Source organism: Chryseobacterium sp. HNCC26DJ239, from assembly GCF_057180445.1.
In genome coordinates this window covers 442,553-468,663 of sequence record NZ_JBXUGJ010000003.1, presented here as the reverse complement: position 1 = coordinate 468,663, position 26,111 = coordinate 442,553, and the positions used below count along the sequence as shown (strand labels likewise).

At 33.4% G+C, this 26,111-nt stretch carries 23 protein-coding genes; 14 read left to right on the top strand and 9 right to left on the bottom strand.

Going from position 1 to position 26,111, the window contains the following annotated elements; genetic code table 11:
- The first annotated feature begins 51 nt into the window (after positions 1–51).
- A complete protein-coding gene (locus AC2A1D_RS08820; protein ID WP_484043262.1) occupies positions 52–897 on the top strand; it encodes an alpha/beta hydrolase family protein in 846 nt (281 codons plus the stop codon).
- A 69-nt stretch (positions 898–966) separates the two neighbouring features.
- On the opposite strand, the gene AC2A1D_RS08815 is transcribed toward AC2A1D_RS08820, so the two are convergent.
- A complete protein-coding gene (locus AC2A1D_RS08815) occupies positions 967–1,296 on the bottom strand; it encodes a 2Fe-2S iron-sulfur cluster-binding family protein (RefSeq protein ID WP_484043261.1) in 330 nt (109 codons plus the stop codon).
- Between the two features lie 12 nt (positions 1,297–1,308).
- Positions 1,309–2,364 (bottom strand): NAD(P)/FAD-dependent oxidoreductase, encoded by a 1,056-nt coding sequence (locus AC2A1D_RS08810; protein ID WP_484043260.1) that lies wholly within the window; start codon positions 2,362–2,364, stop codon positions 1,309–1,311.
- Positions 2,365–2,515: 151 nt separating this feature from the next.
- Here AC2A1D_RS08810 and AC2A1D_RS08805 point away from each other — a divergent pair, with 151 nt between their 5' ends.
- Positions 2,516–3,286, top strand: a complete 771-nt coding sequence (locus AC2A1D_RS08805; RefSeq protein ID WP_484043259.1) for a DUF3108 domain-containing protein — start codon at positions 2,516–2,518, stop codon at positions 3,284–3,286.
- A 608-nt stretch (positions 3,287–3,894) separates the two neighbouring features.
- On the opposite strand, the gene AC2A1D_RS08800 is transcribed toward AC2A1D_RS08805, so the two are convergent.
- The 4 genes from AC2A1D_RS08800 to AC2A1D_RS08785 form a co-directional block, all read right to left on the bottom strand.
- Positions 3,895–4,536 carry a response regulator gene (locus AC2A1D_RS08800; protein WP_484043258.1) on the bottom strand — a complete coding sequence of 214 codons (642 nt, stop codon included), beginning with the start codon at positions 4,534–4,536 and terminating at the stop codon, positions 3,895–3,897.
- 3 nt (positions 4,537–4,539) lie between these two features.
- Positions 4,540–6,285 (bottom strand): sensor histidine kinase, encoded by a 1,746-nt coding sequence (locus tag AC2A1D_RS08795; RefSeq protein ID WP_484043257.1) that lies wholly within the window; start codon positions 6,283–6,285, stop codon positions 4,540–4,542.
- Between the two features lie 230 nt (positions 6,286–6,515).
- On the bottom strand, positions 6,516–7,526 hold the full coding sequence (gene pheS / locus AC2A1D_RS08790; RefSeq protein ID WP_484043256.1) for a phenylalanine--tRNA ligase subunit alpha: 1,011 nt from the start codon (positions 7,524–7,526) through the stop codon (positions 6,516–6,518).
- A 127-nt stretch (positions 7,527–7,653) separates the two neighbouring features.
- Positions 7,654–8,313 (bottom strand): YceI family protein, encoded by a 660-nt coding sequence (locus tag AC2A1D_RS08785; RefSeq protein WP_484043255.1) that lies wholly within the window; start codon positions 8,311–8,313, stop codon positions 7,654–7,656.
- A 72-nt stretch (positions 8,314–8,385) separates the two neighbouring features.
- Between AC2A1D_RS08785 and AC2A1D_RS08780 the strand changes: the two genes are divergently transcribed.
- On the top strand, positions 8,386–9,321 hold the full coding sequence (locus tag AC2A1D_RS08780) for a sulfate/molybdate ABC transporter ATP-binding protein (protein ID WP_484043254.1): 936 nt from the start codon (positions 8,386–8,388) through the stop codon (positions 9,319–9,321).
- Between the two features lie 264 nt (positions 9,322–9,585).
- Here AC2A1D_RS08780 and AC2A1D_RS08775 read toward each other — a convergent pair whose 3' ends face one another.
- Positions 9,586–9,918 (bottom strand): zinc ribbon domain-containing protein YjdM, encoded by a 333-nt coding sequence (locus AC2A1D_RS08775; RefSeq protein WP_484043253.1) that lies wholly within the window; start codon positions 9,916–9,918, stop codon positions 9,586–9,588.
- 78 nt (positions 9,919–9,996) lie between these two features.
- On the bottom strand, positions 9,997–10,866 hold the full coding sequence (locus AC2A1D_RS08770) for a hypothetical protein (RefSeq protein WP_484043252.1): 870 nt from the start codon (positions 10,864–10,866) through the stop codon (positions 9,997–9,999).
- Between the two features lie 307 nt (positions 10,867–11,173).
- On the opposite strand from AC2A1D_RS08770, the gene AC2A1D_RS08765 reads away from it, so the two are divergent.
- On the top strand, positions 11,174–12,379 hold the full coding sequence (locus AC2A1D_RS08765; RefSeq protein WP_484043251.1) for an RsmB/NOP family class I SAM-dependent RNA methyltransferase: 1,206 nt from the start codon (positions 11,174–11,176) through the stop codon (positions 12,377–12,379).
- Positions 12,380–12,468: 89 nt separating this feature from the next.
- Here AC2A1D_RS08765 and AC2A1D_RS08760 read toward each other — a convergent pair whose 3' ends face one another.
- Positions 12,469–14,832, bottom strand: a complete 2,364-nt coding sequence (locus tag AC2A1D_RS08760; protein ID WP_484043250.1) for a TonB-dependent receptor domain-containing protein — start codon at positions 14,830–14,832, stop codon at positions 12,469–12,471.
- A gap of 115 nt (positions 14,833–14,947) precedes the next feature.
- On the opposite strand from AC2A1D_RS08760, the gene AC2A1D_RS08755 reads away from it, so the two are divergent.
- From AC2A1D_RS08755 to AC2A1D_RS08710, 10 genes are all read left to right on the top strand, one after another.
- On the top strand, positions 14,948–16,609 hold the full coding sequence (locus AC2A1D_RS08755; protein ID WP_484043249.1) for a PNGase F N-terminal domain-containing protein: 1,662 nt from the start codon (positions 14,948–14,950) through the stop codon (positions 16,607–16,609).
- Positions 16,610–16,932: 323 nt separating this feature from the next.
- A complete protein-coding gene (asnB, locus tag AC2A1D_RS08750) occupies positions 16,933–18,603 on the top strand; it encodes an asparagine synthase B (RefSeq protein ID WP_484043248.1) in 1,671 nt (556 codons plus the stop codon).
- A gap of 92 nt (positions 18,604–18,695) precedes the next feature.
- The gene (locus AC2A1D_RS08745) at positions 18,696–18,938 is read left to right on the top strand and encodes a hypothetical protein (protein WP_484043247.1); all 243 of its coding nucleotides are present in this window, start codon (positions 18,696–18,698) and stop codon (positions 18,936–18,938) included.
- Positions 18,939–18,977: 39 nt separating this feature from the next.
- Positions 18,978–19,502 (top strand): GLPGLI family protein, encoded by a 525-nt coding sequence (locus AC2A1D_RS08740; RefSeq protein ID WP_484043332.1) that lies wholly within the window; start codon positions 18,978–18,980, stop codon positions 19,500–19,502.
- A 116-nt stretch (positions 19,503–19,618) separates the two neighbouring features.
- On the top strand, positions 19,619–20,494 hold the full coding sequence (locus AC2A1D_RS08735; protein WP_484043246.1) for a carbon-nitrogen hydrolase: 876 nt from the start codon (positions 19,619–19,621) through the stop codon (positions 20,492–20,494).
- Positions 20,495–20,509: 15 nt separating this feature from the next.
- Positions 20,510–21,526 carry a PDDEXK nuclease domain-containing protein gene (locus tag AC2A1D_RS08730; protein WP_484043245.1) on the top strand — a complete coding sequence of 339 codons (1,017 nt, stop codon included), beginning with the start codon at positions 20,510–20,512 and terminating at the stop codon, positions 21,524–21,526.
- A gap of 23 nt (positions 21,527–21,549) precedes the next feature.
- Complete coding sequence (locus tag AC2A1D_RS08725; protein WP_484043244.1) at positions 21,550–22,614, top strand: agmatine deiminase family protein; 1,065 nt, start codon at positions 21,550–21,552, stop codon at positions 22,612–22,614.
- Between the two features lie 166 nt (positions 22,615–22,780).
- Positions 22,781–23,596 carry a hypothetical protein gene (locus tag AC2A1D_RS08720; protein ID WP_484043243.1) on the top strand — a complete coding sequence of 272 codons (816 nt, stop codon included), beginning with the start codon at positions 22,781–22,783 and terminating at the stop codon, positions 23,594–23,596.
- 81 nt (positions 23,597–23,677) lie between these two features.
- Positions 23,678–25,081, top strand: a complete 1,404-nt coding sequence (locus AC2A1D_RS08715; protein ID WP_484043242.1) for a DHA2 family efflux MFS transporter permease subunit — start codon at positions 23,678–23,680, stop codon at positions 25,079–25,081.
- Between the two features lie 131 nt (positions 25,082–25,212).
- Positions 25,213–26,088, top strand: a complete 876-nt coding sequence (locus AC2A1D_RS08710; protein WP_484043241.1) for a pirin family protein — start codon at positions 25,213–25,215, stop codon at positions 26,086–26,088.
- Positions 26,089–26,111 lie beyond the last annotated feature (23 nt).

Below are 26,111 nucleotides of genomic sequence, written 5' to 3'. Positions count from 1 at the left end.
ACTCTGTCTTTAATTGGTGTGAAATTTAATTTGAAGTTAAATTTAAAAAAAATGAATATCATCAAAAATAAAAATATCATCATCTCAAATTCTGAAACGAAAGATTTTTTAGCCGATGCTTTTTATCCTGAAACGAAGGAAAAATTGCCTTTAATAATTTTTGTTCATGGTTATAAAGGATATAAAGATTGGGGAGCATGGGATTTGATGGCGGAAAGATTTGCACAAGCAGGTTTCTACTTTGTGAAATTCAACTTTTCTCACAACGGAACAACGATTGACAATCCTGAAAATTTTGCTGATTTAGAAGCTTTTGGAAATAATAATTACTCAAAAGAACTTTCTGACCTTGATTGTGTTATTAATTATTTTTCAGAAAATCCATTGGTAAATACAGACCAAATTTCGTTGATTGGACACAGCCGAGGCGGCGGAATTTCTATCATTAAAACAGCTGAAGATATGCGAATTCAAGGTTTAATTACCTTAGCAAGTGTAGATTCTTTAGAAAGATTTCCTAAAAATGAAGCCTTTGAAAACTGGAAAACAGATGGCGTTTATTTTGCCGAAAACGGAAGAACAAAACAACAGATGCCACATTACTTTCAGTTTTTTGAAGATTATCACAACAACCTTCATCGTTTTGATGTAGAGCGCAGCATGGAAATGGCAAAAGCGCATATTTTAATTGTACACGGAACTTCTGACGAAGCTGTTTCTGTGAAAAATGCAGACCATTTGCATATTTTAAATCCAAATTCGGAATTATTTATTGTTGAAAATGCAAATCATACTTTCGGCGCAAAAGAACCTTGGAATGAAGATTTTATGCCTTACGACTTGGCAAATATTACCGAAAAGTGCATTGAATTTTTGAACCAAAAAGTAGTAAACTAAAATTTAAAACATAAAAAACTCCCGAAGAAAATCTTTGGGAGTTTTTGTTTATTTTTTTAATGATAAATCTTATGGATAAGGAGCGATTTCAACTGCTAAACCCTCCATTTGCGGAGTAATATGCAATTGGCAACCCAATCTGCTGTTGTCTTTTACATGAAATGCTTCAGCCAACATTGCATCTTCTTCAGCGCCCATTTCTTCTAAACCAGGGTCGTTTTCAACGTAAACCTGACAAGAAGCGCACATTGCCATACCTCCACAAACGCCAATTGTACCTTCTTCAGCCAATTCGTAAGCACGAATAACCTCCATTAAGTTCATAGACATATCTGTAGGCGCCACAATGTCGTGGGTAACTCCTTCTCTATCGGTAATTTTAATATTTATATCAGACATAGTTTGACAAAATTAATCAATTTTTTTCACTACCGCTTTTTCAGCTTCTTTTCTAGAACCGTCGAAACCGTCTACTCCACTTACTGTCGTATATTTTAGGACGAATTTTTTACCAGGATTCAATCTGTTGTAAACACTTTGACACATTAATGTTGCCTCGTGGAAACCACAAAGAATCAATTTTAATTTCCCTGGATATGTATTGATATCTCCAATTGCGTAGATTCCATCAATGTTGGTTTGATAATCTAAAGCGTTGTTTACTACAATCGCATTTTTCTCAATATTTAATCCCCAATTTCCGATTTCTCCTAATTTTGGTGTTAAACCGAATAATGGAATGAAATAATCTGTCTCAATATCGCGAGGTTCTTCACCGTCTACTACAACAGTAATTGCTTCAACTTTACCATCACCTTTAATCGCTGTAACTTCTGCTGGAGTAATTAATTTAATTTTACCTTCATTCTTCAAATCCTGAACTTTTTCTACAGAATCTAAAGCACCTCTAAACTCATTTCTTCTGTGGATTAAAGTAACTTCACTCGCCACATTCGATAAGAAAATACTCCAATCTAAAGCAGAATCTCCTCCACCTGCGATTACCACCTTTTTATCTCTGAATTGTTCTGGCTCTTTCACGAAATATTCAAGACCTTTTTCTTCGTAATCGGCAACGTTTTCAATCGTTGGCTTTCTTGGTTCAAAAGTACCTAAACCACCTGCAATTGCAATAGCTTTTGCTCTGTGTACAGTTCCTTTGTTGGTTACCACTTCAAACCACTCATCATCAACTTTGGTATATGAAACTGCAGTTTCTCCCAATGTAAAACCAGGCTGAAACTGTTTAATTTGCTCCATTAAATTATCTACCAATTCTCCCGCATTTACCGATGGATAACCAGGAATATCGAAAATAGGCTTTTTAGGATAAAGTTCTGCCAACTGACCTCCTGGCTGTGGAAGAGCATCAATAATATGGCATTTCATTTTTAACAAACCAGCTTCGAATACTGCGAAGAGGCCCGTTGGTCCCGCTCCTATGATCAATATATCTGTCGTTATCATACGTAATAATTTTTATGTAAATAATTTACTACAAAAGTACAAATTTTAATGCGAAGCATATTTGATTAATTCTAAATAAAAAACTGAGATTTATCAAATCCCTATTTATAAAGATGTTATATTTGGCAATGTTTTTGAACAACACTTGGTTATGAAAAAAATATTGAGCATTATTTCGATTTTTATTCTGAGTTTTTCACAGGCTCAGCTCAACAATATTGCGGATGGTGAATCTATTACTTTGCGAATTCACTATGGCTTTCTAACAGCTGGAAATGCTACTTTAACTACAAAAAAAATAAATTTTAAAGGCGAACCTCATTTTTATGTAAAAGGAACAGGCTATACGAGCGGCGCCGTAAAAGCTTTTTTTAAAGTAGAAGATTTATATGAAAGTTATATTAACATCCAGACTGAATTACCAAGTTTTTATGTTCGAAATGTGAAAGAAGGGAATTATAGACAGCATTTCGAAACTACGTTTAATCATCACAACAACACTTTAGTTTTAACAGATAAAAAAACTCCCGCCAATGGTTCTAAAACCATAAAGTCGGTAAAAGGAGTGCAAGACATGCTTTCTTGTTTTTACTATTTAAGAAGTAAAACTACAACAGAGCTGAAAACAGGCACGGTAATTAATATGAATGTTTGGATTGATGACGAGATGTTTCCTTTCCAATTAAAAGTAATGGGAACGGAAACTTTAGACACAAAATTTGGAGAAATTAATTGTCTTAAGATTATCCCCTCAGTAAAAAGTGGCAGAGTCTTTAAAGAAAAAGAAGGAGTAACAATGTGGGTTACTAATGATGCCAATCACATTCCTGTTTTATTGAAAGCTGAGCTTGCGGTAGGGTCTTTAAAAGCAAGTTTAGACAGCTACAAAAATGTAAAATATCCTTTAAAATTCAACAAATAGAAAGACGTAAAAGCCTTCAAAAACTCTGAGGGCTTTTACTTTATAAAAACTAAACTAAACTGTATTGGTAAGGAAAATGAAAAACACAAAGTTTCTCAATCTTAACCTTTAAAGCACTTATTTACAGAGATGAAACTCTGCAAATAAGACACTTCAGGTTAATCAATTGTGCTTTGTTTTATGTTGTTTTGTGTTTTTGTTTCATTTTATTTTTAGTATCAAAACGCAGAGCCTGTCGGCTCTGCAGGTATGATACTAGGTGTTTCATCATTTGTGCTATTCACACCAAATCAAAAATTAATATAATGAAATAATTTTCTCTACTCCCTGTATTCTCTGATAAGATGTGTTTTATAATAAAAATTGATAAATCACTAAATCTCACCAGCAACCCATTTTGTTATGATTACATTGAGTATTTTCTTATGACAAAGATAGGCAGAGTCTATAGTAAGTTAAAAAAAAAGCTTGTAGATATATGTCGCAGTTTTTGTAGATATTTTTCTACAAAACCGTAGATTTATCATAAAATAATTATAAAACATTAACCTTACAAAACAAAAAAAAGCCTTTAATAAAGGCTTTTTCACAAATATTATTATTAATAGTTAGTGTTGTTTTAGAACAGAAATAAGTTCTACGAGGGTATCAATATTAAGCTTCTCGAATACCCTTTTCTTCATGGTACTTACACTGTTTTGTTTAATTCCAAGTTCATAGGCAATCTCCAAATTTCCCATTCCTTCGGCATACATTTTTACCACCTGCAATTCTCTGCTTGTTAATTTATCTAGCGGATTACCCCTCTCTTTCTCTTGCAAGGTATCGAGAAGTGCAGCCTGTGCAACTGAAGAAATAAATCTTCCTTCATGATGCACTTTCAGAATCGCTTGTTTTATCTCCTCTTCTTCACTCACTTTACTCAAAAACCCGTTTGCTCCCGCATTCAGAAACTTAATAGAATACTCAGATTCTTCTAATCCAGAAAAAACAAGTATTTTAATATTAGGTTGTACCGATTTTATTAAACCAATAATATCTAAACTGTTACCGTCTGGAAAAACGGCATCAATTATCATGAAATCAATAGGCTTTTCTCTTATAATAGTTAATACTTTCTGGAGATTTGGGGCTTGAAAAACTTCTCCCTCAAAACCGGCTTCATCAATAACAATTTCCACACCTTGACGAATCAAACTATGATCGTCTGCCAAGAGAAATGTTATGTTTTTACTGTCCTGATTTGTCATTTGTCATTTTTCAATTTTAAATTTTAAATTTAAAGAAAACTCTACTCTTGTCCCTACATTCTTTTCGCTATCTACATTAATTTCGCCAGAATATAGCCCAACAAGCTCTTTACACAAACTTAAACCTAGACCTGCACCAAGATTTTCTACTTTATCTGAGATAATTCCTTGATAATAGGGCTCAAATATTTTTTCAAGATCTTCTTTTGAAATTCCAACGCCTGTATCTTTTATTACAGTGGTTAATTTTACGGTTTCGGAATCAGTTTTTACTGCTTTCGTTTCAACTTCAATTTGCCCCTCTTCGGTAAACTTATTGGCATTTCCCAAAATATTCATGAAGATTTGATTAATTTTATTATTATCAGAAAACACTACAATATCCGAAGCTATATTTTCTTTAACGATAAAACGGTTGTTTCTAGTCTCAATATAAGGTTGTACAGAGTTTAGAATAGAATCTATTTCTTCTTTTAAATTAAACTGAACCGGTATTATTTTATTTTCAATCTGATGGTTTTTTGTGTAATCTAAAATTTGATTTGCCTGAATTAGCAAAGTATTATTCGTAAAACTAATTGATTTTAAATACTCCTGAATACTTTCATCGTTGGTTTTTTTCTTAATTCTTTTAATGAAAATATCCATGATTTTAAGCGGCGAACGTAATTCATGGCTCAACATTCCTAGAATTCTGTTTTTAAAATTCAAATGTTCACTGATCTGCTCATTCGCATCGCTGAGTTTTCTTTCATAAACAAAAGCCATTCGGGTAAGAATCATGATTAATATAGAAACAATAAACATCAAAATCATGGCTCCAAAAATAAGATTGGTTCTTATTTTATTATTTTTTGCTCTTTGTTTCTCAAATTCTTTCTGTAAATCTAATTTTGATGATTGAATGGCATCTTCATACACGTTCATCAAACCATTGCTGTAAATAAAAAGATCATTGAAGATTCTGTAAAACTGTTCGCTTCCAGCCTGGTTGTCTTTTACTTTTACTTTTATTTTATTATTTTCTACAACGTAATGTTTGTTGACTTGTCTAATGATACGGTCAAAATCTGCCTTAATACTTTTTGAAGTGGGCATTTCACCATTTCTTACCGTAATTACAACACTATCCTTATCACGATCTCCATTTCCAGAAATCGCATCTCCCAATCTTCCAAAAAGGCCTTTCTTTTTAATCGTATCTCGGTAAACTTTTGTATCTAAAATTACATCAAACTTATCAAACTTATAATCTAAATCAAACTTTTTAAAGTTGGGTAAATCGTTTTGCATATTAAGATTTACATCTGAAGAATACTTCTGTGTAGAATCGATTAGCTTTTTAAGATTTCCATTTGCTGAAAAATCTTCTTCCGATTTTGTATGTACCTCCTTTATTTTAGGAAATTTATTTTCGTAAAGGTTAATATTGCTGAGATTGGCATCTAAAGCTCTCAACGAAGAAAAATATCCGTTAAGGTCTTTTTCGTCTTTACTCGTCATAAATTTCTGTAAAGAACCTTGAGCATTAGAAAACTCTACTCTGGATTTCTCTGTAAGACGTTCCAGAGTGTTTATTTCTCCCAATTGTTTCTCAAAAAAAGCAAGTTTTTTATCCTTTACAAACTCGTTATAAAAAAAAGCTGCGATAAGCAATTGAATGAAAAGTATACAAAGTATAAGAGAGTAATGTACTATTTTACGGTATTTGAAACCATAGGGTTCGTTTGAAGTAGATATTTTCTTCATACTTAAAAAAATGTGTTTAGTTTATGTTTTTATAAAATAAAAGCCGGCAAATTTACAAATATTTATAAAATAAATTGCATATTAGACGCAATTCCTGTTTTTTTTTCACATCTAACATGCAATATTTCTTAAAAATACTGCTTAAAAGTAATTTCTCATTTTATTTTAGATAAGATACAAAAAAATCCTGTGAAATAATCACAGGATTTAACATATATATTATGCTATGCCTACAAAGTTTTAAATTGCTCTAAAGTTCTTATATCATTTTCGAAAAACATTCTGATATCACTCATTTGGTAAAGCAACATTACAATTCTCTCGATTCCCATTCCAAAGGCGTATCCAGAGTATTTTTCAGGATCAATGTTTACGTTTTTCAAAACGGCAGGATCTACCATTCCGCAACCCATAATTTCTAACCAACCTGTTCCTTTTGTAATTCTGTAATCTGTTTCAGAATTTAATCCCCAATACACATCAATCTCCGCGCTTGGCTCTGTGAAAGGGAAATAAGAAGGTCTTAATCTAATTTTAGACTTTCCGAAAAGCTCGGTAGTAAAAAATTGAATTGTTTGTTTTAAATCTGCAAAACTCACATTCTCATCAATATACAAACCTTCAATTTGATGAAAAATACAGTGTGAACGAGAAGAAACCGCTTCATTTCTAAAAACTCTTCCCGGAGAAAGAATTCTAATTGGCGGTTGGTTTTCTTCCATATATCTAATCTGTACCGAAGAAGTATGCGTTCTCAACAAAATATCCGGATTCTGCTCGATGAAGAAAGTATCCTGCATGTCTCTCGCAGGATGATATTCTGGTAAATTAAGAGCCGTAAAGTTATGCCAATCGTCCTCAATTTCTGGTCCGTCTGCAACCGCAAAACCGATAGATTTAAAGATTTCGATAATTCTATTTTTTACCAAATTAATGGGATGTCTAGATCCCAACTCTAGCGGAAAAGCAGGTCTCGTTAAATCTTCTTTTTCAAGAATTAAAGAAGAAGCCGAAGCGCTTTTAAGGTCTTCTAATTTTACGTTTACTGCATTTTTAAGAGTATTAATTTTTTGCCCAAATTCTTTTTTCTGGTCATTGGGAACTTCTTTAAATTTCTCAAAAAAATCATTCAGAATACCTTTTTTTCCATTGTATTTGATACGGAAATTCTCAATTTCCTCTTTCGAGGTTGTATTGAAATTATTAACTTCCACCAAAAGCTCTTCTATCTTTTCTATCATTGTTTTATCCTTTCAAAAAAATGTATGTGCAAAAATACGTTTTTCAGATTAAAAATGTTTTGTAATTATGTTAAAAAAAATCTGTTTCAGCTGAAACAGATTTTAAATTATTGATAAATTTTTAAAATTACATTCTTTCCAAGGCTTTTATTATGATTTGAAGAGTTACTTCATTTTTTATTACCCCATTTGCTGCAGGCGATTGAAATTTTACACCAAAATCTTCTCGCATCACATCTTTAGGCTCGGTAAAAATACTCACTTCACTTCCTTTTACATTTACATTTGCTTTAAACTGTGTTGGTTTTGAGATTCCTTTTATCGTAAGATTTCCCTCTAGCAAAGTGTTGTAATCCCCTTCTGCCATTGGTGTTACTTTCGTAATTTCATAAGATGCAGTTGGAAATTTTTCAACCTCAAAAAAATCTGCACTCATCAAATGCCCATTAAGCTTCGCTTGATCTTTTGGTGCATCTTTCAAGTCTTCAGAATTTAAAGAAGACATATCAGCTACAAATTTGCCACTTTCCAGCTTTCCTTCTTTAATGGTAACATCGCCGCTTTCAAATTTTATATTGCCAAAGTGGCTCGTATTTTCGCTTTTAAAAATCTTATATCCTTTCCACTCTACCTTACTGTTTAAAGTATCTACAACAAATTTTGCTCCCTCTTTTGTGGTGGTTACCTCATTAGACTCGCTATTCAAAGGTTTTTCTTTTCCGCACGAAACCATTAAAAAACCGCCTATTGCAAGAGACATGATAAAAGGAAAAACTATTTTTTTCATCTTTTCTAAAATTTTACAAGGCTAAATTACTAAAAAAACATAATTTTTTCCCAAAAACCTTACATTTGTACTATGGTTTTGGAAATTAATCAACTATATTTTTCGTATTCTGAAGACAAACCTCTTTTCCAGAATTTAAATCTGAAGTTTGAGGCTGGAAAAATTATCGCTCTTGCCGGCGAAAGCGGGTGCGGTAAATCTACCCTACTCAGTTTAATCTACGGACTTCTAAACTGGGAAAGTGGTGAAATTATTTTTGATGGTAAAAAAACACTTGGCCCCAAAGGAAACCTCGTTCCTGGTGAACCTGAAATGAAATTTGTAGCCCAAAACTTCGATTTGATGCCTTATGCAACGGTAGCTGAAAATGTGGGTAAATTTCTTTCCAACATTAATCTTGCTAAAAAAAGAGAAACTGTAGCCGAACTTTTAGAAGTAGTGGGTTTATCTGAATTTGCCAATATTCTTCCTAAATATCTAAGCGGCGGACAACAGCAAAGAGTTGCCATCGCAAGAGCTCTCTCTGTAATGCCAAAGTTATTGGTTTTAGATGAACCATTTTCTAATTTGGATTTTCCTAGAAAAATTGAATTAAGAGAAAGGCTTTTCAGATATGTAAAGCAAAACAACATCTCTTTGATTATTTCCACACATGAAATTCAGGATGTTTTACCTTGGCTAGACCAACTTGTGGTTTTGCAGGAAGGAAGATTAATTCAAAACGAAACTCCCGAAGAAATTTTCAACAATCCTTATAATATATATGTTGCGAAATTGTTTGGCGAAGTAAATATTTTCTCTGAAAATGAAAGAGAAGAATTTCAACTTGAAAAATTTTGCTATTATCCAAGACAAATTATAATTTCTGAAAACGGCATAGAAGCCAAAGTACTCGAAAGTCGCTTTTCAGGAAGCTTTTTTTGGAATAAACTCTTGGTAAAAAATAAAGAAATCATAGTGTACACCGAAAGAAAAATCAAAGATTTCGTATTCATTCAATTTCCTTAAACACTAGAAAAACAACCAGTTATTGTTAATTTTTGGTTAAAATTCTAGACTTGAAGTAAAAAAAATATTATTTTCGCACTTCAAAAGTATAAGGAAATTTTTGGTTAATTCTCTTTCTGCCTTCCAGACCGACATTAGCAATTCATTTGCGATCAGGTCTTCGAAAGATTACACTGTCCAATTCTTTCCTTTTTTTGTGCATTTTTAGTAAATAATGATTGGCTTCTTATTCTTCATAAAAAACCAATCACTAATTAGTAAAATTTACGCTTTCTTTACAAACTCAGACTTCAAAGCCATTGCGCCGAAACCATCAATTTTGCAATCGATATTGTGGTCGCTGTTTGGTCTTAATCTGATGTTTTTTACTTTCGTTCCTGCTTTTACAGGTTTTGGAGCACCTTTTACTGGAAGATCTTTTACCACAACTACAGAATCGCCATCTTTCAATTCGTTTCCGTTGGCGTCAAGAATTTTTTCAGAGTCGTCTGCTTCAGCAGGATTCCATTCATGGAAACACTGCGAACAAACCATTAATCCATCTTGTTCGTATGTAAATTCAGACTGACATTTTGGGCAAATAACTGCGTCGCTCATTGTATTAATTTTTTGCAAAGGTAAGATTTTCTAAGGGAAGCGTGATGTGAGGTGAAGATGATAAATGTTTTGAAATCATCATAAAACAATTTTGTGCTTTTCTAATTCTTTGTCAATAAAATTCATATACTTATGCCAATAATCGTCTTTTTTCAACTTTTCTATCGCGAGATTTTTATATTTCTCATTATTAGAATCTAGTAAATATTCCACAAATCTTCCCAAATACATCACCTTATTCGGGCTATCAAAATTTGCTTTAAGAAAGTCATTTTCAAAATATTTTTTAACCTCATCAGGATATTGAGCAGAAATGTAATCAAAAGCATATGAATTATTCCGCTTAAAAGCTAAATCTTTAATTATCGGCATTAGATTTTCGCTTATCATCTGCTTATCTTCAACAATGATAGAATAAAACATATAATACAAATCCTTATCTGAATTTAAAACCAAAATGTTTAGCTTTTGAAAAACCTCATCACCTGCTAAAGCTTTTTTTATTTTCTGTTTTCGAATATTTTCGTCAGTATCTAATTTTTTGATTGCAGACATAGCCACTTTCCATTTATAGGTATTGTAAATTACCCAAGATAAATCATCATGACTTTCAACACATCCATCCTGAGTTTCGACCGCTTCATTTTTTTCAATCTCAAAAGAAAATAAATCAAGAACATTTTCACCATCTTTTTCAATTAATTCTTTTGATACATATGCTCTAATAATAGGTTCTTTATGTTTTGAAAGTTCTAAAAGTTCCTTTTCTGATAATAACGTTTTTAGTTTTTCAAATCTTTTAAACTGTTCGCTTGGCATACAAGCTATTCCTATACAATTTGATTCCACAATATTATAATCGATTATTTGCCTAATTAATTCGTCTTTAGTCTGTCCGAAAACAAAAAAGCTACTCAGTATTATAAAAAGACAAAAAAGATTTTTCATTGAAAATTAGTTTATTACAAAGTAAACAAAAATGATTAGGAAAAATATTTGATTTTTCGATTTTAACAAAAGTGTCGCTCCTCCGGAGCTCCGCTTCAACGATAGCAAAACTGCTACAAAGGTATCGCTCCTCCGGAGCTCAAAATTCTATAACATATCTTTCTTCTAAAGTTTTACTTTTCTACCACAACAATTTCTAATCTTGAATCTTGAATTTTAAACATTAAATTTTGAATCTCAAAACTTAAAACTTTGAACCTTAAACAAATTTCGTATTTTTGCAGATTGAAACAGCTTACAGCATTTTATGGAATTGATACACAGAAACCTCGCCATCGGAATTCACGATGCTTTACAGGAAACATTCTTCGAAAAAAACAAATACGCAGATAAAGTAATTGAAAGACTTTTGAAAGCCAATAAAAAATGGGGAAGCCAGGATAGAGCCGTAGTTTCTGAGATATTCTATAATATTATCCGTTGGAAAAAACGTCTGGAATATTACATGGGAGAAGGCGTAAAACCAGGCAACATTTACAAATTGATGCTTGCTTATCTTCTTTGGAGCAAAACAAATTACAAGAAATTTGAAGAGTTCGACGGAATTAAAATCGCAGACATTTTAACAAAGCTAAAAAAAGGAACTGTTCCTACAAAAGCTATTGAACACTCTATTCCTGATTGGTTGGCAGAAACTTTGGAAAAAGAATTAGGCGAAAAATGGGAAAAAGAAATGTATGCTTTAAACGAACAAGCACCAACCGTTTTAAGAGCCAACACGCTAAGAACAACTACAAAAGAACTAATTTCTGACCTTTCTGATGAAAACGTGGTTTCTTACCCAATCAGAAATTATCCGGATGCGGTGCAATTGGAAGAAAAGAAAAACGTTTTCTTGACGACTGCATTTAAAGAAGGTTTGTTTGAAGTTCAAGATGCTTCATCACAAAAAATCGGGTATTTTCTGGATGTAAAAGAAGGTCAAAGAGTGGTTGATGCTTGCGCAGGAGCAGGTGGAAAAACTCTTCACCTGGCTGCTTTAATGCAGAATAAAGGTCAGATTATCGCTTTAGATATCTTTGAATGGAAATTGGCAGAGCTAAAACGCCGTGCAAAAAGAGCGGGAGCTCACAACATTGAAACTAGAGTAATTACCGACACTAAAGTAATTAAAAGACTTCATGAAAAGGCAGACAGACTTTTGATTGATGCCCCTTGTTCTGGTTTAGGTGTTTTAAAAAGAAACCCAGACAGCAAGTGGAAAATTGACCAAGATTTTATCGACAGAATTAAAAAAGAGCAACAGCAAATTATTCAAGATTACTCTAAAATGCTTAAAGTAGGAGGAAAAATGGTGTATGCAACATGCTCTATTCTTCCTTCTGAAAACAATGAGCAAGTCGCAGAATTCATAAAAAACAACCCGAATTTCAAATTTATTAAAGACGAAAAAGTGATGCCAAGCGAAGGCTACGATGGTTTTTACATGGCTTTAATTGAAAGAGTTTCTTAAAAATATCAAATCCGCTTCAAAACAAATGAAGCGGATTTTTTTATTTAATTCACAAAATGTAAAGCCATATTTTAAATAAAATTCAAATTTTATTTTGCACGATTTTTTTCTTCAAAATCCATTTGTTTTGTCGCACCTTTCACATCGTTATTTCCGAATTTATAGGTTACCGACAAACTTAAATTCCTACTTTTTAATTTATAATAAGATGCGGTACTGAAATTTTGATAATACTGCTGTGATTTTTCTCTTTCTGTATTCAAAACATCATTCATTAAAAGATTAATAAACAGTTTTTTCTCCATCAAATTCAGCTTCAAACCAGAATAAACAGATGCAACACCGCTGTACGACGCATTTCCTTCTTTGTAAGGTACATTTCCCCAAACTCCAACCATCAAAGAAAAAGTTTTAGACTGATTCAAGAAAAAAGTATTATCAACATTAAAATCTGAACCATAACTTCCAGGCATCGTCACCACATCATCTACAAACGTTTTTGACGTTACATAATACGCATTCACAAAAATATTAGACTCCAACCAACTCTTTTTACTGTAATTATAACTCAAACTAATCCCAGTTTGATTTTGATTAAAAAAATTGGTAGCAATTGCATACTTCATCCCTCCTTCAAAACGTTGCAAACGACTCCATTCATTTTTGCTATAATTATAAAAAACAGTGGCTGTAAAATTGTTTTTCAAAGCATAACTCAACTCTACATTATCGGTAAAAGATGGCTGTAAATAAGGGTTTCCGGAAGAATATTCGTACGCAGAACTTATGTATCTGAAAGGATTCAAATCACGAAAAGACGGTCTGTTAATCCGTTTGGAATAATTTAAAGAAAACGCATTATTTTCATTAGGTTTATAACTGATGTATAAAGTTGGAAAAAATTTCCCGTAATGACTTTTTGTGGTTAAATTTTCGTTGGGTGAAACACCTGTAAGCTGGGTAAATTCATACCGCAACCCCGCTTTTCCACTAAATTTTTCTGAAATATCATAATTTCCGGAAATGTAAGCTGCATAATTATTTTCATCATAGAAAAAATCATTGCTTTGTGCAGGATTTTTCACCAAAACTCCGTCATTTACATCATAATAATTAAAAAAGGAATCGTTTTTAAGCTTGGTAAATTTAATTCCAGACTCCATTTTTACTTTGCTGAAATTTTTCTCCAAATCTGCTTGTCCAGAGTAAATTCTATAATGATTAATCGGATTAATGTACGTTGTAGTGACCACATCTGAAAATGTCTCATAATAATCATCCGCATTGGCGTTATTTGAAATTAAATTTCCAGAAATACTTAATTTACTTCCCAAACTATCGAGTTTCAAATCATAAAACATCGTTGCATAATGATTATTTCTATGATTGAGCGCAAGTGCCTCCGAAGTAAAAGACCTTTCGCCTAACTCATCTTTTACAGAAGAAGCATTATTATAAGATTCTTTTGGGTTGCCGAAAAAATAATTATAGCTTCCTCCAATCGTACTTTTTTCACTGAGTTTATACTCCAGTTTTGCGTCTGTGCTTTTATTTTTGAGATTATTAAAAAAGTAAGTATCGGTATTCCAAAAACTATTATTTCCTGTGCTGTATTCGGAGGTTCTAGCTTTCCAATAATAATTATTGTCGGTAAAATTTGCAGTGATAGATAGTTTTTTACTTTGATAGTTTACCGTCGTCCCATAGCTTTGAGAAACCGTGGGTTGGTTCCAATACAAATTATTGAGACTCGATTGCAACGAAACATTCCAACCGAGATTGGTATTTTTTTTCAGAATAATATTGATGAGCCCGCTTTTTCCCTGCGCTTCGTATTTGGAAGGTGGCGTAGTAATCACTTCAATTTTTTGAATATCGTTTGAACGTAGATTTTTAAGGTAATTTACCAAATCTTCACCCGAAAGATTCAACAAACGGTCGTTTATCATCACGGCGACTCCGCTTTTTCCGGCGATTGCAATGCTTTTCTCAGAAGCTCTTACCATCGGAGTTTTCGCTAAAGCTTCAAGACCATTCAAACCTTGCGACGCAATAGAATTTTCAACATTAAAAATCAGTCGGTCTACCCTTCTTTCAACAATTTTCTTTTTGGCAATTACAGTAACTCCGTCTAATTTCTTTTCGTTTGACAAAGCTTTTGAAAGATCGATTTGAATATTTCTAATCGTATTTCCTTCAACTTTTATACGATCTGAAAACACCGTTTCTCCGCCATCCATCACTTCCAATAAATATTCGCCGTTTTGACTTACCTGAAGAGTATAAAAACCTCTTTCGTCGGCAATTGTAGAAAATTTGAGTATCTCTTTTTTTAGAATAATTTCAGCGTAAGAAATAGGCTTTTTGTCTTTTGAAATTACATTTCCTTCAACATTTTGTGAGTAGAGCAATGATGCAAAAAACACCATCAACACAATAAAAATTCGAGTCATTAAATCTGAGTTTATTATAAGACAAACGAAAATCTTGTTGTATTACATGGTTTTTCAATTTCCTTGTTGTAAAGTGAAATGATATATTTGCAATACAAATTTCATTCAATTTAAAATGAACAAGATAACAACACTTTTCTTTATTCTGGTTTCAACTTTCATATTTTCTCAAACCTACGAAATCCAATATGAAAGCTCTAACAACGGAAAACCGCAAACCAACCAGCCAAAAACTTTAGTTTGGGTAAATGAAACCGAGAACTATATTTTAAACACAGACATCGCAAATAAAAAAACAAGTTTTCCCTTCGAAATCAGCAAGATAGAAAAACCTTCAAATACAATAGTTTCTTATGGTTTTTTAAATTCAAATAAAATTGTTTCCACTTCCGATGCCGAATCTATCGCTAAGCAAGAATTTGAATTAAAGCCAGAAACCAAGAAAATTTTAGGCTACAACTGTAAAAAAGCAGTTACGAAAATAAACTCAAATACGATTGAAGTTTGGTACACTTCAGATTTAAAATTAAAGGGAGGACTTTCAAGTTTAGGACAAAATTTAGGTTTGGTTCTTCAAATTGAAAGAAACGGAAACTCTGCAACCACCGCAGTTTTACTAAAAAAAATTAAGAAAACAGGAATTGCTGAAATCATCAACAAAGAAGCTTCTACGACCGACCTTTTGAGTTATAGAGATTTACTTTGGAAAAGTAAATTTACCACAATTAAGGTTTTTGAAAACGAAATCATCAACTTTTCAGACCAATCAAAATCGAATGACAGCATCAAAAGATTTGCAAACGGAACCATTATTTTAAAAAAAGTAAAATTCCCAAAAATTTCTCAGGGCGAAAATATTTTTGTTGAAGTAAAACAACAAAGCAACGGCGACGCTTACGACAGAACCGGAACTGTTTTTTACATTCCTCAAGACAAACAGCAAAGCTTTTTCGACGGGCTTCAGAATGGAGTAAAAACCCTTCCCGCATTCGAAAACGGAAACGGAAAACAATATTTTGGCGTAACAGCAACAGAAAATTATCTTCCCGCAGTAGAAATGATGCGTTTTTTCACTTCATTTGGGATTAATAAATTCAATCACATTCAATTAAAGGATAAAGTTTGGCAAACGGTAAGTCCGTTCAGACAAGATATTACAGAACTAAAACCTGCATTATCTGAAAAAGAAATTTGGGTTGGAACTTTCATCGGAAATTACGACAAAGGCGGTCACAAAGTAAGTTTAGACATTACGATTCACAAAAGCGACCAGCAGATTTACAAAAACAATGTAGCGATTCCAGTATTCAACACGCTCAATATTATGGAGATGGCGCAACAAGATTATGCGACTATGTTTGATAACGACAATGGACTTTTTGTTGAATTCACTCTAGATAGAGATATTAAAAACATTACCATGCGCTACATAACTTCCGGACATGGAGGTTGGGAAAACGGTGATGAATTTTTGCCTAAACCCAACACGATTTTTGTAGATGGAGAAAAAGTACTTTCTTTCATTCCCTGGAGGTCAGAATGTGGTTCTTACAGACTTTTCAACCCAGCTTCTGGAAACTTTTCAGACGGACTCTCTTCATCAGATTTAAGCCGTTCAAACTGGTGTCCCGGAACGGTAACAAACCCACAATTTATACATCTTGGTGATTTAAAAGCAGGGAAACATCGCATTCAGGTGAAGATTCCGCAAGGCGAAAAAGAAGGAAGCAGCTTTAGTTCTTGGAATGTTTCGGGAGTATTATTGGGTAACGACTAAAAAAACAAAACCTTCTTGCAATTACTCGCAAGAAGGTAAAAACACAAATGATGAAAAAAAATTATTTCGGTTCAAAGTACGTGAAAAATTTTCACACCAACAATACCCAATAACCACTATTTTTAAAAAACGGACAGATGTCATGTCTTTTTATAGCGTTTAATGCTTCATAATGAAAATTTTTAACCAAAACCGCTATTTTTACTTTATAAAATTAATTTAATTAATCTATTCTCACTTTTTAGTTAAAATTTTTAACCAATTTACAAATTTACTTGTTTGTTTTTAACTATAATCATAGTTTTGTTTCAAATTAAAAGAATATGTGCGGAATTGTATGTCTATTTGACGCCAAACAAAAGACCGAAATCCTAAGACCTCAGGTTTTAGAAATGTCTAAAAAAATTCGTCACCGTGGTCCAGATTGGAGCGGTGTTTTTCAAAGCGATAAAGTTTTATTCTCTCATGAAAGACTTGCTATTGTAGATCCAACTTCCGGGAAACAACCTTTGTTTTCTAGAGACGGAAATATCGTTTTAGCAGTGAATGGGGAAATCTACAACCATAGAGAATTAAAAAAAGAATTCCCAGATTACGAGTTTCAAACCGAATCAGACTGTGAAGTAATTATTGCTTTATATCAAAAATACGGCAAAGATTTTATTGAAAAACTCAATGGTATTTTCGCTTTTGCACTATATGATTTAAAAAACGACACGTACCTCATCGCGAGAGACCACATGGGAATTTGTCCGCTTTACCAAGGTTGGGACAAAAACGGAAATTACTATATCGCATCTGAACTTAAAGCTTTAGAAGGCGTTTGCAACACTATCGAAACGTTTTTACCAGGACATTATCTCTTCAGCATCAAAGGTTCTGAATTACAACAATGGTACAAAAGAGATTGGGAAAGTTTTGACGCCGTAAAAGACAACAAAACTGATATTTCAGCTATCCGAAAAGGATTGGAAGAAGCCGTTCACAGACAATTAATGAGCGATGTTCCTTATGGAGTTTTACTTTCCGGAGGTTTAGATTCATCAATTATTTCGGCGGTAACAGCAAAATTTGCCCGTCAAAGAATAGAAAGTGGCGACACACAGGAAGCTTGGTATCCTAGACTTCACAGTTTTGCCGTTGGTTTAGTTGGTTCGCCAGATTTAGAAGCTGCAAGAAAAGCTGCAGAACATATTGGAAGTGTTCATCACGAAGTAAATTTTACCGTTCAGGAAGGAATTGATGCCGTAAGAGACGTTATTTATCATCTTGAAACGTATGACGTTACGACTATTCGAGCTTCTACTCCGATGTATCTTTTAGCAAGAGTCATAAAATCGATGGGAATTAAAATGGTACTTTCCGGCGAAGGTTCTGATGAACTTTTTGGAGGATATCTTTACTTCCACAAAGCACCGAATGCAAAAGAATTTCACGATGAAACGGTAAGAAAACTAGGAAAACTTCACCTTTACGATTGTTTAAGAGCCAACAAAGCATTGATGAGTTGGGGAATTGAAGGTCGTGTTCCTTTCTTGGATAAAGAATTTATGGACATTGCGATGAACGTAAACCCTGAAGATAAAATGATTCGCAAAGATGAAGGTAAAATTGAAAAATGGGTTTTAAGAAAAGCATTTGAAGATTTATTACCAGAATCTATCGCCTGGAGACAAAAAGAACAGTTTTCTGACGGAGTTGGCTACTCTTGGATTGATACCTTAAAAGACATCGCAGAAAAACAAGTTACTGACGAAATGATGGCAAATGCGAAATTCAGATTCCCTTTGAACACGCCACAAAACAAGGAAGAGTACAGATACAGAACTATTTTTGAAGAACATTTCCCAAGCGAAACTGCCGCTGCAACTGTTCCTTCTGTTCCTTCTGTAGCCTGCTCTACGCCGATAGCCCTAGAATGGGACGAAGCGTTCAAAAAAATGAACGACCCAAGCGGAAGAGCCGTAATTTCTGTGCACGAAGATTCTTATTAAAACATAAAGAATTGATTTGATTTTAAACTACAATCCTACGAATTCATTTTTGTGGGATTTTTAGTTATATTTAATTTTCCAAAAGTTATGTAATGATTAAAAGTTTTAGTTTTTTGCTCTTATGTTTTTCAACACTATTTTTCTCACAGGTTAATCGATTTTATTACGAATTAACATACAAACCCAATTCAAAATCAACTGACAAAGAAACCATTTTAACAATTCTCGATATTGATAAAGACAAATCGCTTTATTTAAATCAAGACCTTGCCCGTTACGATTCTATTATTATTGCTTCACAGGAACATTCAGACCAGTTTGCTAATTTCGATTGAGTTCAATTCAATAAAAATCTACCGAAAAACAGTGTAAAAATCATCAAAGAGAAAGGAAAAATTACTCAAAAAGAATATATCGGTGAAATGAACAACTACAATTACACCGAAAAAATAAACCTCAATTGGAAACTGGATAAAGAAACTGCAACCATTCAAAAATACAACACGCAAAAAGCCACAACCGAATTTGGAGGAAGAAAATGGACAGCTTGGTTCACTTCTGAAATTCCGATAAATGACGGACCATACAAATTCTTTGGACTTCCCGGACTTATCGTAAAAATCGAAGATTCAGAACATGAATATTCTTGGGAACTGAAAGGAAATATTTTGTGTAAAACCAATTGCAACATTCAATTTGATTCTCTAAACGAAAGACAGATAGGAAGTATTAATGTTTCAAAAGAGAAGATAAAACAGCTCCGAAGAAATTACGAAAAAGACCCTTTACAGGGTGCAGATGTTGTAAATCCAAATATAGACCCAAATCTTCTGAGAGAATACAAAAACATGTTGATAAAGAAAATAAGTTATTACGACAATCCTATCGAAAGAAATTAAAGAACAAATAAGCATAGATTTTGCAAAGTTTTTGCAATAAAAAATAGGTTTTAATAAGCCTTAAAAATTTCATATTTTTGCATTAAAATTTTTAAAATAAAAATCCAACATACACAATGTCTAAAGTACAAGTAGGAACCGTTCAGATGTCTTGCGTTGCAGACAAGCAAACCAACCTGAACAAAGCCATAGAAAAAGTAAGAGAAGCTGCTGCAAAAGGCGCACAGATTGTTTGCCTTCAAGAACTTTTCACTTCATTATATTTCTGCGATGTAGAAGATTATGATAATTTCGACCTTGCGGAAGCTATTCCAGGACCGTCAACTGATGCGCTTTCACCTGTTGCTAAAGAGCTTGGTGTTGTAATTATCGCTTCATTATTTGAAAAAAGAGCCGAAGGTTTATACCACAACACAACCGCAGTAATCGACGCAGACGGAACTTACCTTGGAAAGTACAGAAAAATGCACATTCCGGATGACCCTGCATTTTACGAAAAATTCTATTTTACTCCAGGAGATCTTGGATACAAAGTTTTCAAAACTAAATTTGCTAAAATTGGAGTTTTAATTTGTTGGGATCAATGGTATCCGGAAGCTTCAAGAATTACTGCATTAATGGGGGCAGACATTATGTTCTACCCTACAGCAATTGGTTGGGCAACAGACCAAGATGAAGAAACCAACCAAGACCAATACAACGCTTGGCAAACCATCCAACGTTCTCATGCCGTTGCCAACGGAGTTCCTGTAGTTTCTGTAAACAGAGTTGGTTTTGAACAAGATGGTGCGATGAAATTCTGGGGCGGAAGTTTTGTAACCAACGCACAAGGAAAATTACTTTATTTAGGTTCTCACGATCAAGAAGAAGTTGTGGTTACAGAATTAGATTTGTCTCAAACAGATTATTTCCGCAAACACTGGCCTTTCTTGAGAGACAGAAGAATTGAAACATACAGCCCGATTACCAAGAGATTTATAGACGAAGATTAAGTTTTAATTATCTAAATGATAGACAGCATTTACCCAAATCTTTTACAAGATATTAAGCAGAGAATTTTAAGTTCTCAGCTTAAGGCTGCATTGGCGGTAAATGCTGAAATGATTCATCTCTATTGGAATATTGGGAACGACATTGCACAAAAGCAAAAAGAAAAAGGTTGGTCTTCAAAAGTAATCCCACTTCTTGCAAAAGATCTTAAATCTGAATTTCCAAATTTAAAAGGTTTTTCCGAAAGAAACCTTGGAAGAATGCTTGCTTTTTATAGGGAATATTCAGACAATTCAAATTTGCCACAGCTTGTGGCAAAATTACCTTGGGGACACAATATTCTTTTAATTGAAAAAATAAAAGAAAAAGATTTAAGGTTTTGGTACGCCGAAAAATGTATTGAAAACAATTGGAGTAGAGATATTTTAGACATCCAAATTAAATCCAATCTTATAGAAAGGCAAGGAAAATCAGTCAATAATTTTGAAACTACGTTACCGAAACCGCTGTCAGATTTAGCCAATCAAACCTTAAAAGACCCTTATATTTTCAGTTTTTTAAGTTTTGATCAAAACATTAAAGAGCGAGATTTAGAAAATCAATTAATTCAGCATATTGCAAAGTTTTTACTTGAATTAGGGAAAGGCTTTGCTTTTATCGGATCACAATATCATTTGGAAATTTCACAAAAAGATTACTATCTCGACCTGCTTTTTTACCATACTAAATTAAAGTGCTATATCGTAATTGAGCTCAAAAACACTCAATTTAAACCAGAATTTACAGGTAAACTTAATTTTTATCTTTCCGCGGTAGATACCATCATAAAAGATACAACAGACAATCCTACAATTGGGATTTTACTCTGTAAAGACAAAGACAACATTGAAGCAGAATTCGCTCTTCGGGGCATCAACAAGCCTATCGGAATCAGCGAAATAAGTTTTGTTGAAAAACTTCCTGAAAATCTTAAAAGCAGTCTTCCAACTATAGAAGAAATCGAAAACGAATTGCGAAATTTTAGAAACAGTTAATCGTTTTTCATTAAAAAAATATTATGACAACAGAGAATACCCTCGATACAAACACCCCAAAAAAACTAGGCTACAGATTTCCTGCAGAATGGGAACCGCACGAAGCAACTTGGCTAAGCTGGCCTCACAAAGAAGAATCTTGGCCAGGAAAACTAGATGAAATTTATCCGTTTTACTGTGAATTTATTAAAATTCTTTCTCAGGACGAGTTTGTGCGCATCAATGTAAAAGACGAAAAAATGCAAAAATTTGCAATGGATTGTATTATGCAAGCCGGTGCAAATCTAGAAAATATAGAATTTTTTCTAAACGAAACTAACGACGCTTGGTGCAGAGATCATGGCCCCGCATTTCTTGTAAATCCCGAAGCCGAAGAGCAAAAAGTAATTGTAGACTGGGGTTATAACGCTTGGGGAAACAAATATCCTCCTTTTGATCTAGACGATGTAGTTCCTACCAAAATTGGAAAAGAATTTGAAATCCCAGTTTTCCATCCCGGAATTGTGATGGAAGGCGGAAGTGTAGAATTTAACGGAAAAGGAACTATTCTTACCTCAAAATCTTGTCTTTTAAACAAAAACAGAAATCCACATCTTTCTCAGGAAGAAATTGAAGAATATCTGAAAAATTATTACGGACAGGAGCAAATTCTTTGGGTAGAAGACGGCATTGTAGGCGATGATACAGACGGCCATATTGACGACACGATAAGATTTGTAAACGAAAATACAGTTCTCACGGTTGTAGAAGACAATCCTGAAGACGATAATTACGAAATTCTTCAAACCAATCTTCAACAGTTGAAGGAAATGAAGCTTTTGGACGGAACTCCTTTAAACATAATTGAGCTTCCAATGCCCGATCCGGTTATTTGGGAAGATCAAAGATTGCCTGCTTCTTATGCTAATTTTTACATCTCGAATCATCATGTAATTGTTCCAACCTACAGATGCGATAAAGATGCTTTAGCTTTAGAAATCATTCAGAAATGTTTTCCGGAGAGAAAAGTGGTAGGAATTGATTCTACAGAAATTATTTGGGGATTGGGAAGCTTCCATTGTCTTAGCCAGCAAGAACCTGCGGTTTAATGCCAAAAGTTTTAGTTTAAATAATCAGTTTACACATCTTCAGTCGTTTTTTTATGAAGAAAACAAAGAATATTCTGATAATTTAACTAATAATTAAACGTATTACCAAAGAAATAATTATATTTGAAAAGTTAAAAAATATTTATATCTATAATTTGTGTTTGTAATGAAAAGAAAAGTAAGTGTTTTATTTGCTTTGTTGGCTGTCAGTTTGGCATTCGGGCAAGGTAGGTTTGGAAAAACCCTCAACTCAAAAAAACTCGCACTCCAATATAAATCTGTAAAAGACAAGGAAAAAGACGACTACTATCAGCAATATTATTGGCTGGTAAAAGCTGAGTATTTAAAAACATTTCCGCATCTTAAAGAGGTAAAACCAGTAGTTTTGTACGAATTTGTGAAAAAAGTAAACCCACAAAACGAGACTAAAGACCTTGATGATAGAGGAAAAGAACTTAGACATACCGCTCAACTCTCTCTCGATCAATACTTTAAGAACAAAAACTTTCAAAACAACGAGGTGCTTCTATACAATTTAGAAACTTACGTAGATCCTTCTAAAGGAGAGTATTGGACGAAAGTAGATCCAGAAAAAATAAAAGAACTTGTACCTAAAGAAGTATTTGGTTTTGCTTCTTACAACAAGAAAACAAAAGAAGAAAAGAACTTCTATCTTTGGATCGACAAAAAAAATGACGATTTCAAAATTGTAGATATTATTCCAAACGAAAAAAGCAACAAGCAGTTTTACGCTTCTGTAAAGCAATATCTTCCAAAATATAAGTTTGAAACGAAGTATATGCCTACAATGAAGAAAGGTACAAGAACGGATAAAACCGATAAAGTATACTACTACATTATGCCTTTTGAGCAAAATAAAGATAATATCGAATACAAAACCGACGACTTTGAAAACTTTACCTTAAGCCAGGTAAAAAGAGAAGGAGAAGCTTGGATCGGGGTTGAAAAACCGAGAAAATAAAAACCAAAAGTCTTGTGAGAAATCGCAAGACTTTTTTAATTTTATATAGATTTCGCCCCTTTGAAATCTAAACTACAGCTTATGCCTGAATCGCAATCTACCCGACAAACCGTAAAAAAAATATTACCTCTCATTTTAGCAACTGCTATTTTTATGCAGATGCTCGATTCTACGATTCTCAACACCTCTTTACCTTCTATCGCTAAAGATTTAAATGAATCGCCACTCAACATGCAGAACGCAATCATCAGTTACGTTCTTACTTTAGCCGTATTTATGCCGGCAAGTGGTTTTTTAGCAGATCGGTTTGGTACGAGAAAAATATTTGTTTTTTCTTTGATATTATTCAGTTTGGGGTCGCTATTCTGTGCTTTGTCACACAATCTTACTCAGTTAGTGATTTCAAGAGTTATTCAAGGAGTTGGAGGAAGTTTAATGACCCCCGTCGGAAAACTTGCTTTAATTAAAACCTTTGATAAGAATGAATTATTAAAGGCAATGAATTTCGCGATTATCCCTGCATTAATCGGGCCTGTTCTGGGACCATTAGTCGGTGGTTATATGGTAGATTATCTTTCGTGGCACTGGATTTTCCTCATCAATATTCCGATTGGAATTTTAGGAATCGTTTTAGGTTTAAAATTTATGCCGAACTACAATTCCAGAAACACCGATTTCGATTTTAAAGGATTCATCATTTTTGCGGCAGCTTCTCTCCTACTTTCGGTTTCATTAGAGCTATTCGGAGATTTGAAAAACACAACGCCCGTTTTGCTAATTTTTATTTTAGGATTTATATTATTTTACTATTATTACAGACATGCGCAACAAAGAAATAACCCAATTTTTCCTTTGAGTTTGTTTAAAGTAAGAACTTTCAGAGTTGGAATTGTAGGCAATCTTGCGACAAGGCTAGGAATTTCTTCCGTTCCACTCCTGCTTCCTTTAATGATTCAAATTGCATACAATCAAACTGCCGTTGTTTCAGGATGGATTATCGCTCCAATGGCATTAACTGCAATGTTTGGTAAATCTTCTGTTATTAAAATTTTAAACAAATTCGGTTACAAGAGAACACTTATGGTCAATACTTTTGTCATTGGCTGCTTAATTTGTTGTCTTGCCATTCCGGGAATACATACTTCAATTTTTTGGTTCGTACCAATTATTGCGGTGATGGGATTTTTCAATTCCATTCAATTCACTTCGATGAATACCATTTCAATTGCAGATTTACGAAGCTTCCAAACCAGCAGCGGAAACTCGCTTCTTTCAGTTAACCAACAATTGGCGATTGGTTTTGGGATTGCTTTTGGTTTAATTGTTTTAAAAATCTACGAAAACAGTCCGAAAATTATTGAAAACGATATTCACAATGCATTTAGATATACTTTTTTAACGATAGGAATTCTTACCATAATTTCCTCTTTGGTATTTAGAAGACTTCACATTTCTGATGGTAAAAACATGAACTCTCAAGAGTAAAAATTTATTATTTTTTTTTGATTTAAATTAAACCTTCACTCTCAAAAAACACTCTTTTTCAAACTTATCACACATCAACGAAATTGAGGTGCGCATGTTCTACTTTTGTTTAAAATTAAACACACAATATTATGTCAAATAGAAAAGTAGAAAGCGTAATTACTCCAAAACCTGCCCATTTTGTAGGTAATGGTTTTAGAGTACATAATTTCATTCCCGGAAATCAAAGATTCGGAATGCAAAGAATGGATCCTTTTATTATGCTCGATTATAATGCGAAACATTATTTTGAGCCTTCAGAAACACCAAAAGGAGTTGGCGTTCATCCGCACAGAGGTTTTGAAACCGTTACGATTGCTTATCACGGGAAAGTTCAGCATCACGACAGCGCCGGAGGAGGCGGAATTATTGGGGAAGGCGACGTGCAATGGATGACTGCTGCAAAAGGAGTTTTGCACAAAGAATATCACGAAGAAGAATGGTCTAAAAAAGGAGGACTTTTTCAAATGGTTCAAATTTGGGTAAATCTTCCTTCTGTGTACAAAATGAGTTGCCCGAAATATCAAAGTATAAAAAATTCTGAAATTCAAAAAGTAGATTTGGGAGAAAATGGAGTTTTAGAAGTTATTGCTGGAAATTACAACGGTATAAAAGGTTCTGCCAAAACCTTTAGCCCCGTAAATATGCTGAATGCAAAACTAAATAAAGGTGGGAAAGCAGCATTCAGTTTCCCAGCAAACTACAACACCGCAGCTTTGGTTGTTGAAGGCAGCATCACCATCAATAACACTGAAAAAGTAGCGCAAGATCATTTTATAGTTTTTGAAAATGAAGGCGAAAATTTTAGCATTCAAGCTGAAGAAAATTCCGTAATTTTAATTCTAAGCGGCGAACCTTTACACGAAAACATTGTTGCACACGGACCTTTTGTAATGAATTCCAAAAAGGAAATTATGCAAGCGTTTGAAGATTTCAATTTAGGAAGATTCGGATATCTGGAAGATTAAAATAATTATAAACTCGCTGTCTT

Coding starts and splice junctions, on each gene's coding strand:
- AC2A1D_RS08710 (WP_484043241.1), top strand. CDS start 25,213: ATGTCAAATAGAAAAGTAGAAAGCGTAATTACTCCAAAACCTGCCCAT.
- AC2A1D_RS08775 (WP_484043253.1), bottom strand. CDS start 9,918: ATGAGCGACGCAGTTATTTGCCCAAAATGTCAGTCTGAATTTACATAC.
- AC2A1D_RS08730 (WP_484043245.1), top strand. CDS start 20,510: ATGATAGACAGCATTTACCCAAATCTTTTACAAGATATTAAGCAGAGA.
- AC2A1D_RS08800 (WP_484043258.1), bottom strand. CDS start 4,536: ATGACAAATCAGGACAGTAAAAACATAACATTTCTCTTGGCAGACGAT.
- AC2A1D_RS08780 (WP_484043254.1), top strand. CDS start 8,386: ATGGTTTTGGAAATTAATCAACTATATTTTTCGTATTCTGAAGACAAA.
- AC2A1D_RS08810 (WP_484043260.1), bottom strand. CDS start 2,364: ATGATAACGACAGATATATTGATCATAGGAGCGGGACCAACGGGCCTC.
- AC2A1D_RS08720 (WP_484043243.1), top strand. CDS start 22,781: ATGAAAAGAAAAGTAAGTGTTTTATTTGCTTTGTTGGCTGTCAGTTTG.
- AC2A1D_RS08785 (WP_484043255.1), bottom strand. CDS start 8,313: ATGAAAAAAATAGTTTTTCCTTTTATCATGTCTCTTGCAATAGGCGGT.
- AC2A1D_RS08725 (WP_484043244.1), top strand. CDS start 21,550: ATGACAACAGAGAATACCCTCGATACAAACACCCCAAAAAAACTAGGC.
- AC2A1D_RS08755 (WP_484043249.1), top strand. CDS start 14,948: ATGAACAAGATAACAACACTTTTCTTTATTCTGGTTTCAACTTTCATA.
- AC2A1D_RS08735 (WP_484043246.1), top strand. CDS start 19,619: ATGTCTAAAGTACAAGTAGGAACCGTTCAGATGTCTTGCGTTGCAGAC.
- AC2A1D_RS08815 (WP_484043261.1), bottom strand. CDS start 1,296: ATGTCTGATATAAATATTAAAATTACCGATAGAGAAGGAGTTACCCAC.
- asnB (WP_484043248.1), top strand. CDS start 16,933: ATGTGCGGAATTGTATGTCTATTTGACGCCAAACAAAAGACCGAAATC.
- AC2A1D_RS08795 (WP_484043257.1), bottom strand. CDS start 6,285: ATGAAGAAAATATCTACTTCAAACGAACCCTATGGTTTCAAATACCGT.
- AC2A1D_RS08805 (WP_484043259.1), top strand. CDS start 2,516: ATGAAAAAAATATTGAGCATTATTTCGATTTTTATTCTGAGTTTTTCA.
- AC2A1D_RS08715 (WP_484043242.1), top strand. CDS start 23,678: ATGCCTGAATCGCAATCTACCCGACAAACCGTAAAAAAAATATTACCT.
- pheS (WP_484043256.1), bottom strand. CDS start 7,526: ATGATAGAAAAGATAGAAGAGCTTTTGGTGGAAGTTAATAATTTCAAT.
- AC2A1D_RS08765 (WP_484043251.1), top strand. CDS start 11,174: ATGGAATTGATACACAGAAACCTCGCCATCGGAATTCACGATGCTTTA.
- AC2A1D_RS08745 (WP_484043247.1), top strand. CDS start 18,696: ATGATTAAAAGTTTTAGTTTTTTGCTCTTATGTTTTTCAACACTATTT.
- AC2A1D_RS08760 (WP_484043250.1), bottom strand. CDS start 14,832: ATGACTCGAATTTTTATTGTGTTGATGGTGTTTTTTGCATCATTGCTC.
- AC2A1D_RS08770 (WP_484043252.1), bottom strand. CDS start 10,866: ATGAAAAATCTTTTTTGTCTTTTTATAATACTGAGTAGCTTTTTTGTT.
- AC2A1D_RS08820 (WP_484043262.1), top strand. CDS start 52: ATGAATATCATCAAAAATAAAAATATCATCATCTCAAATTCTGAAACG.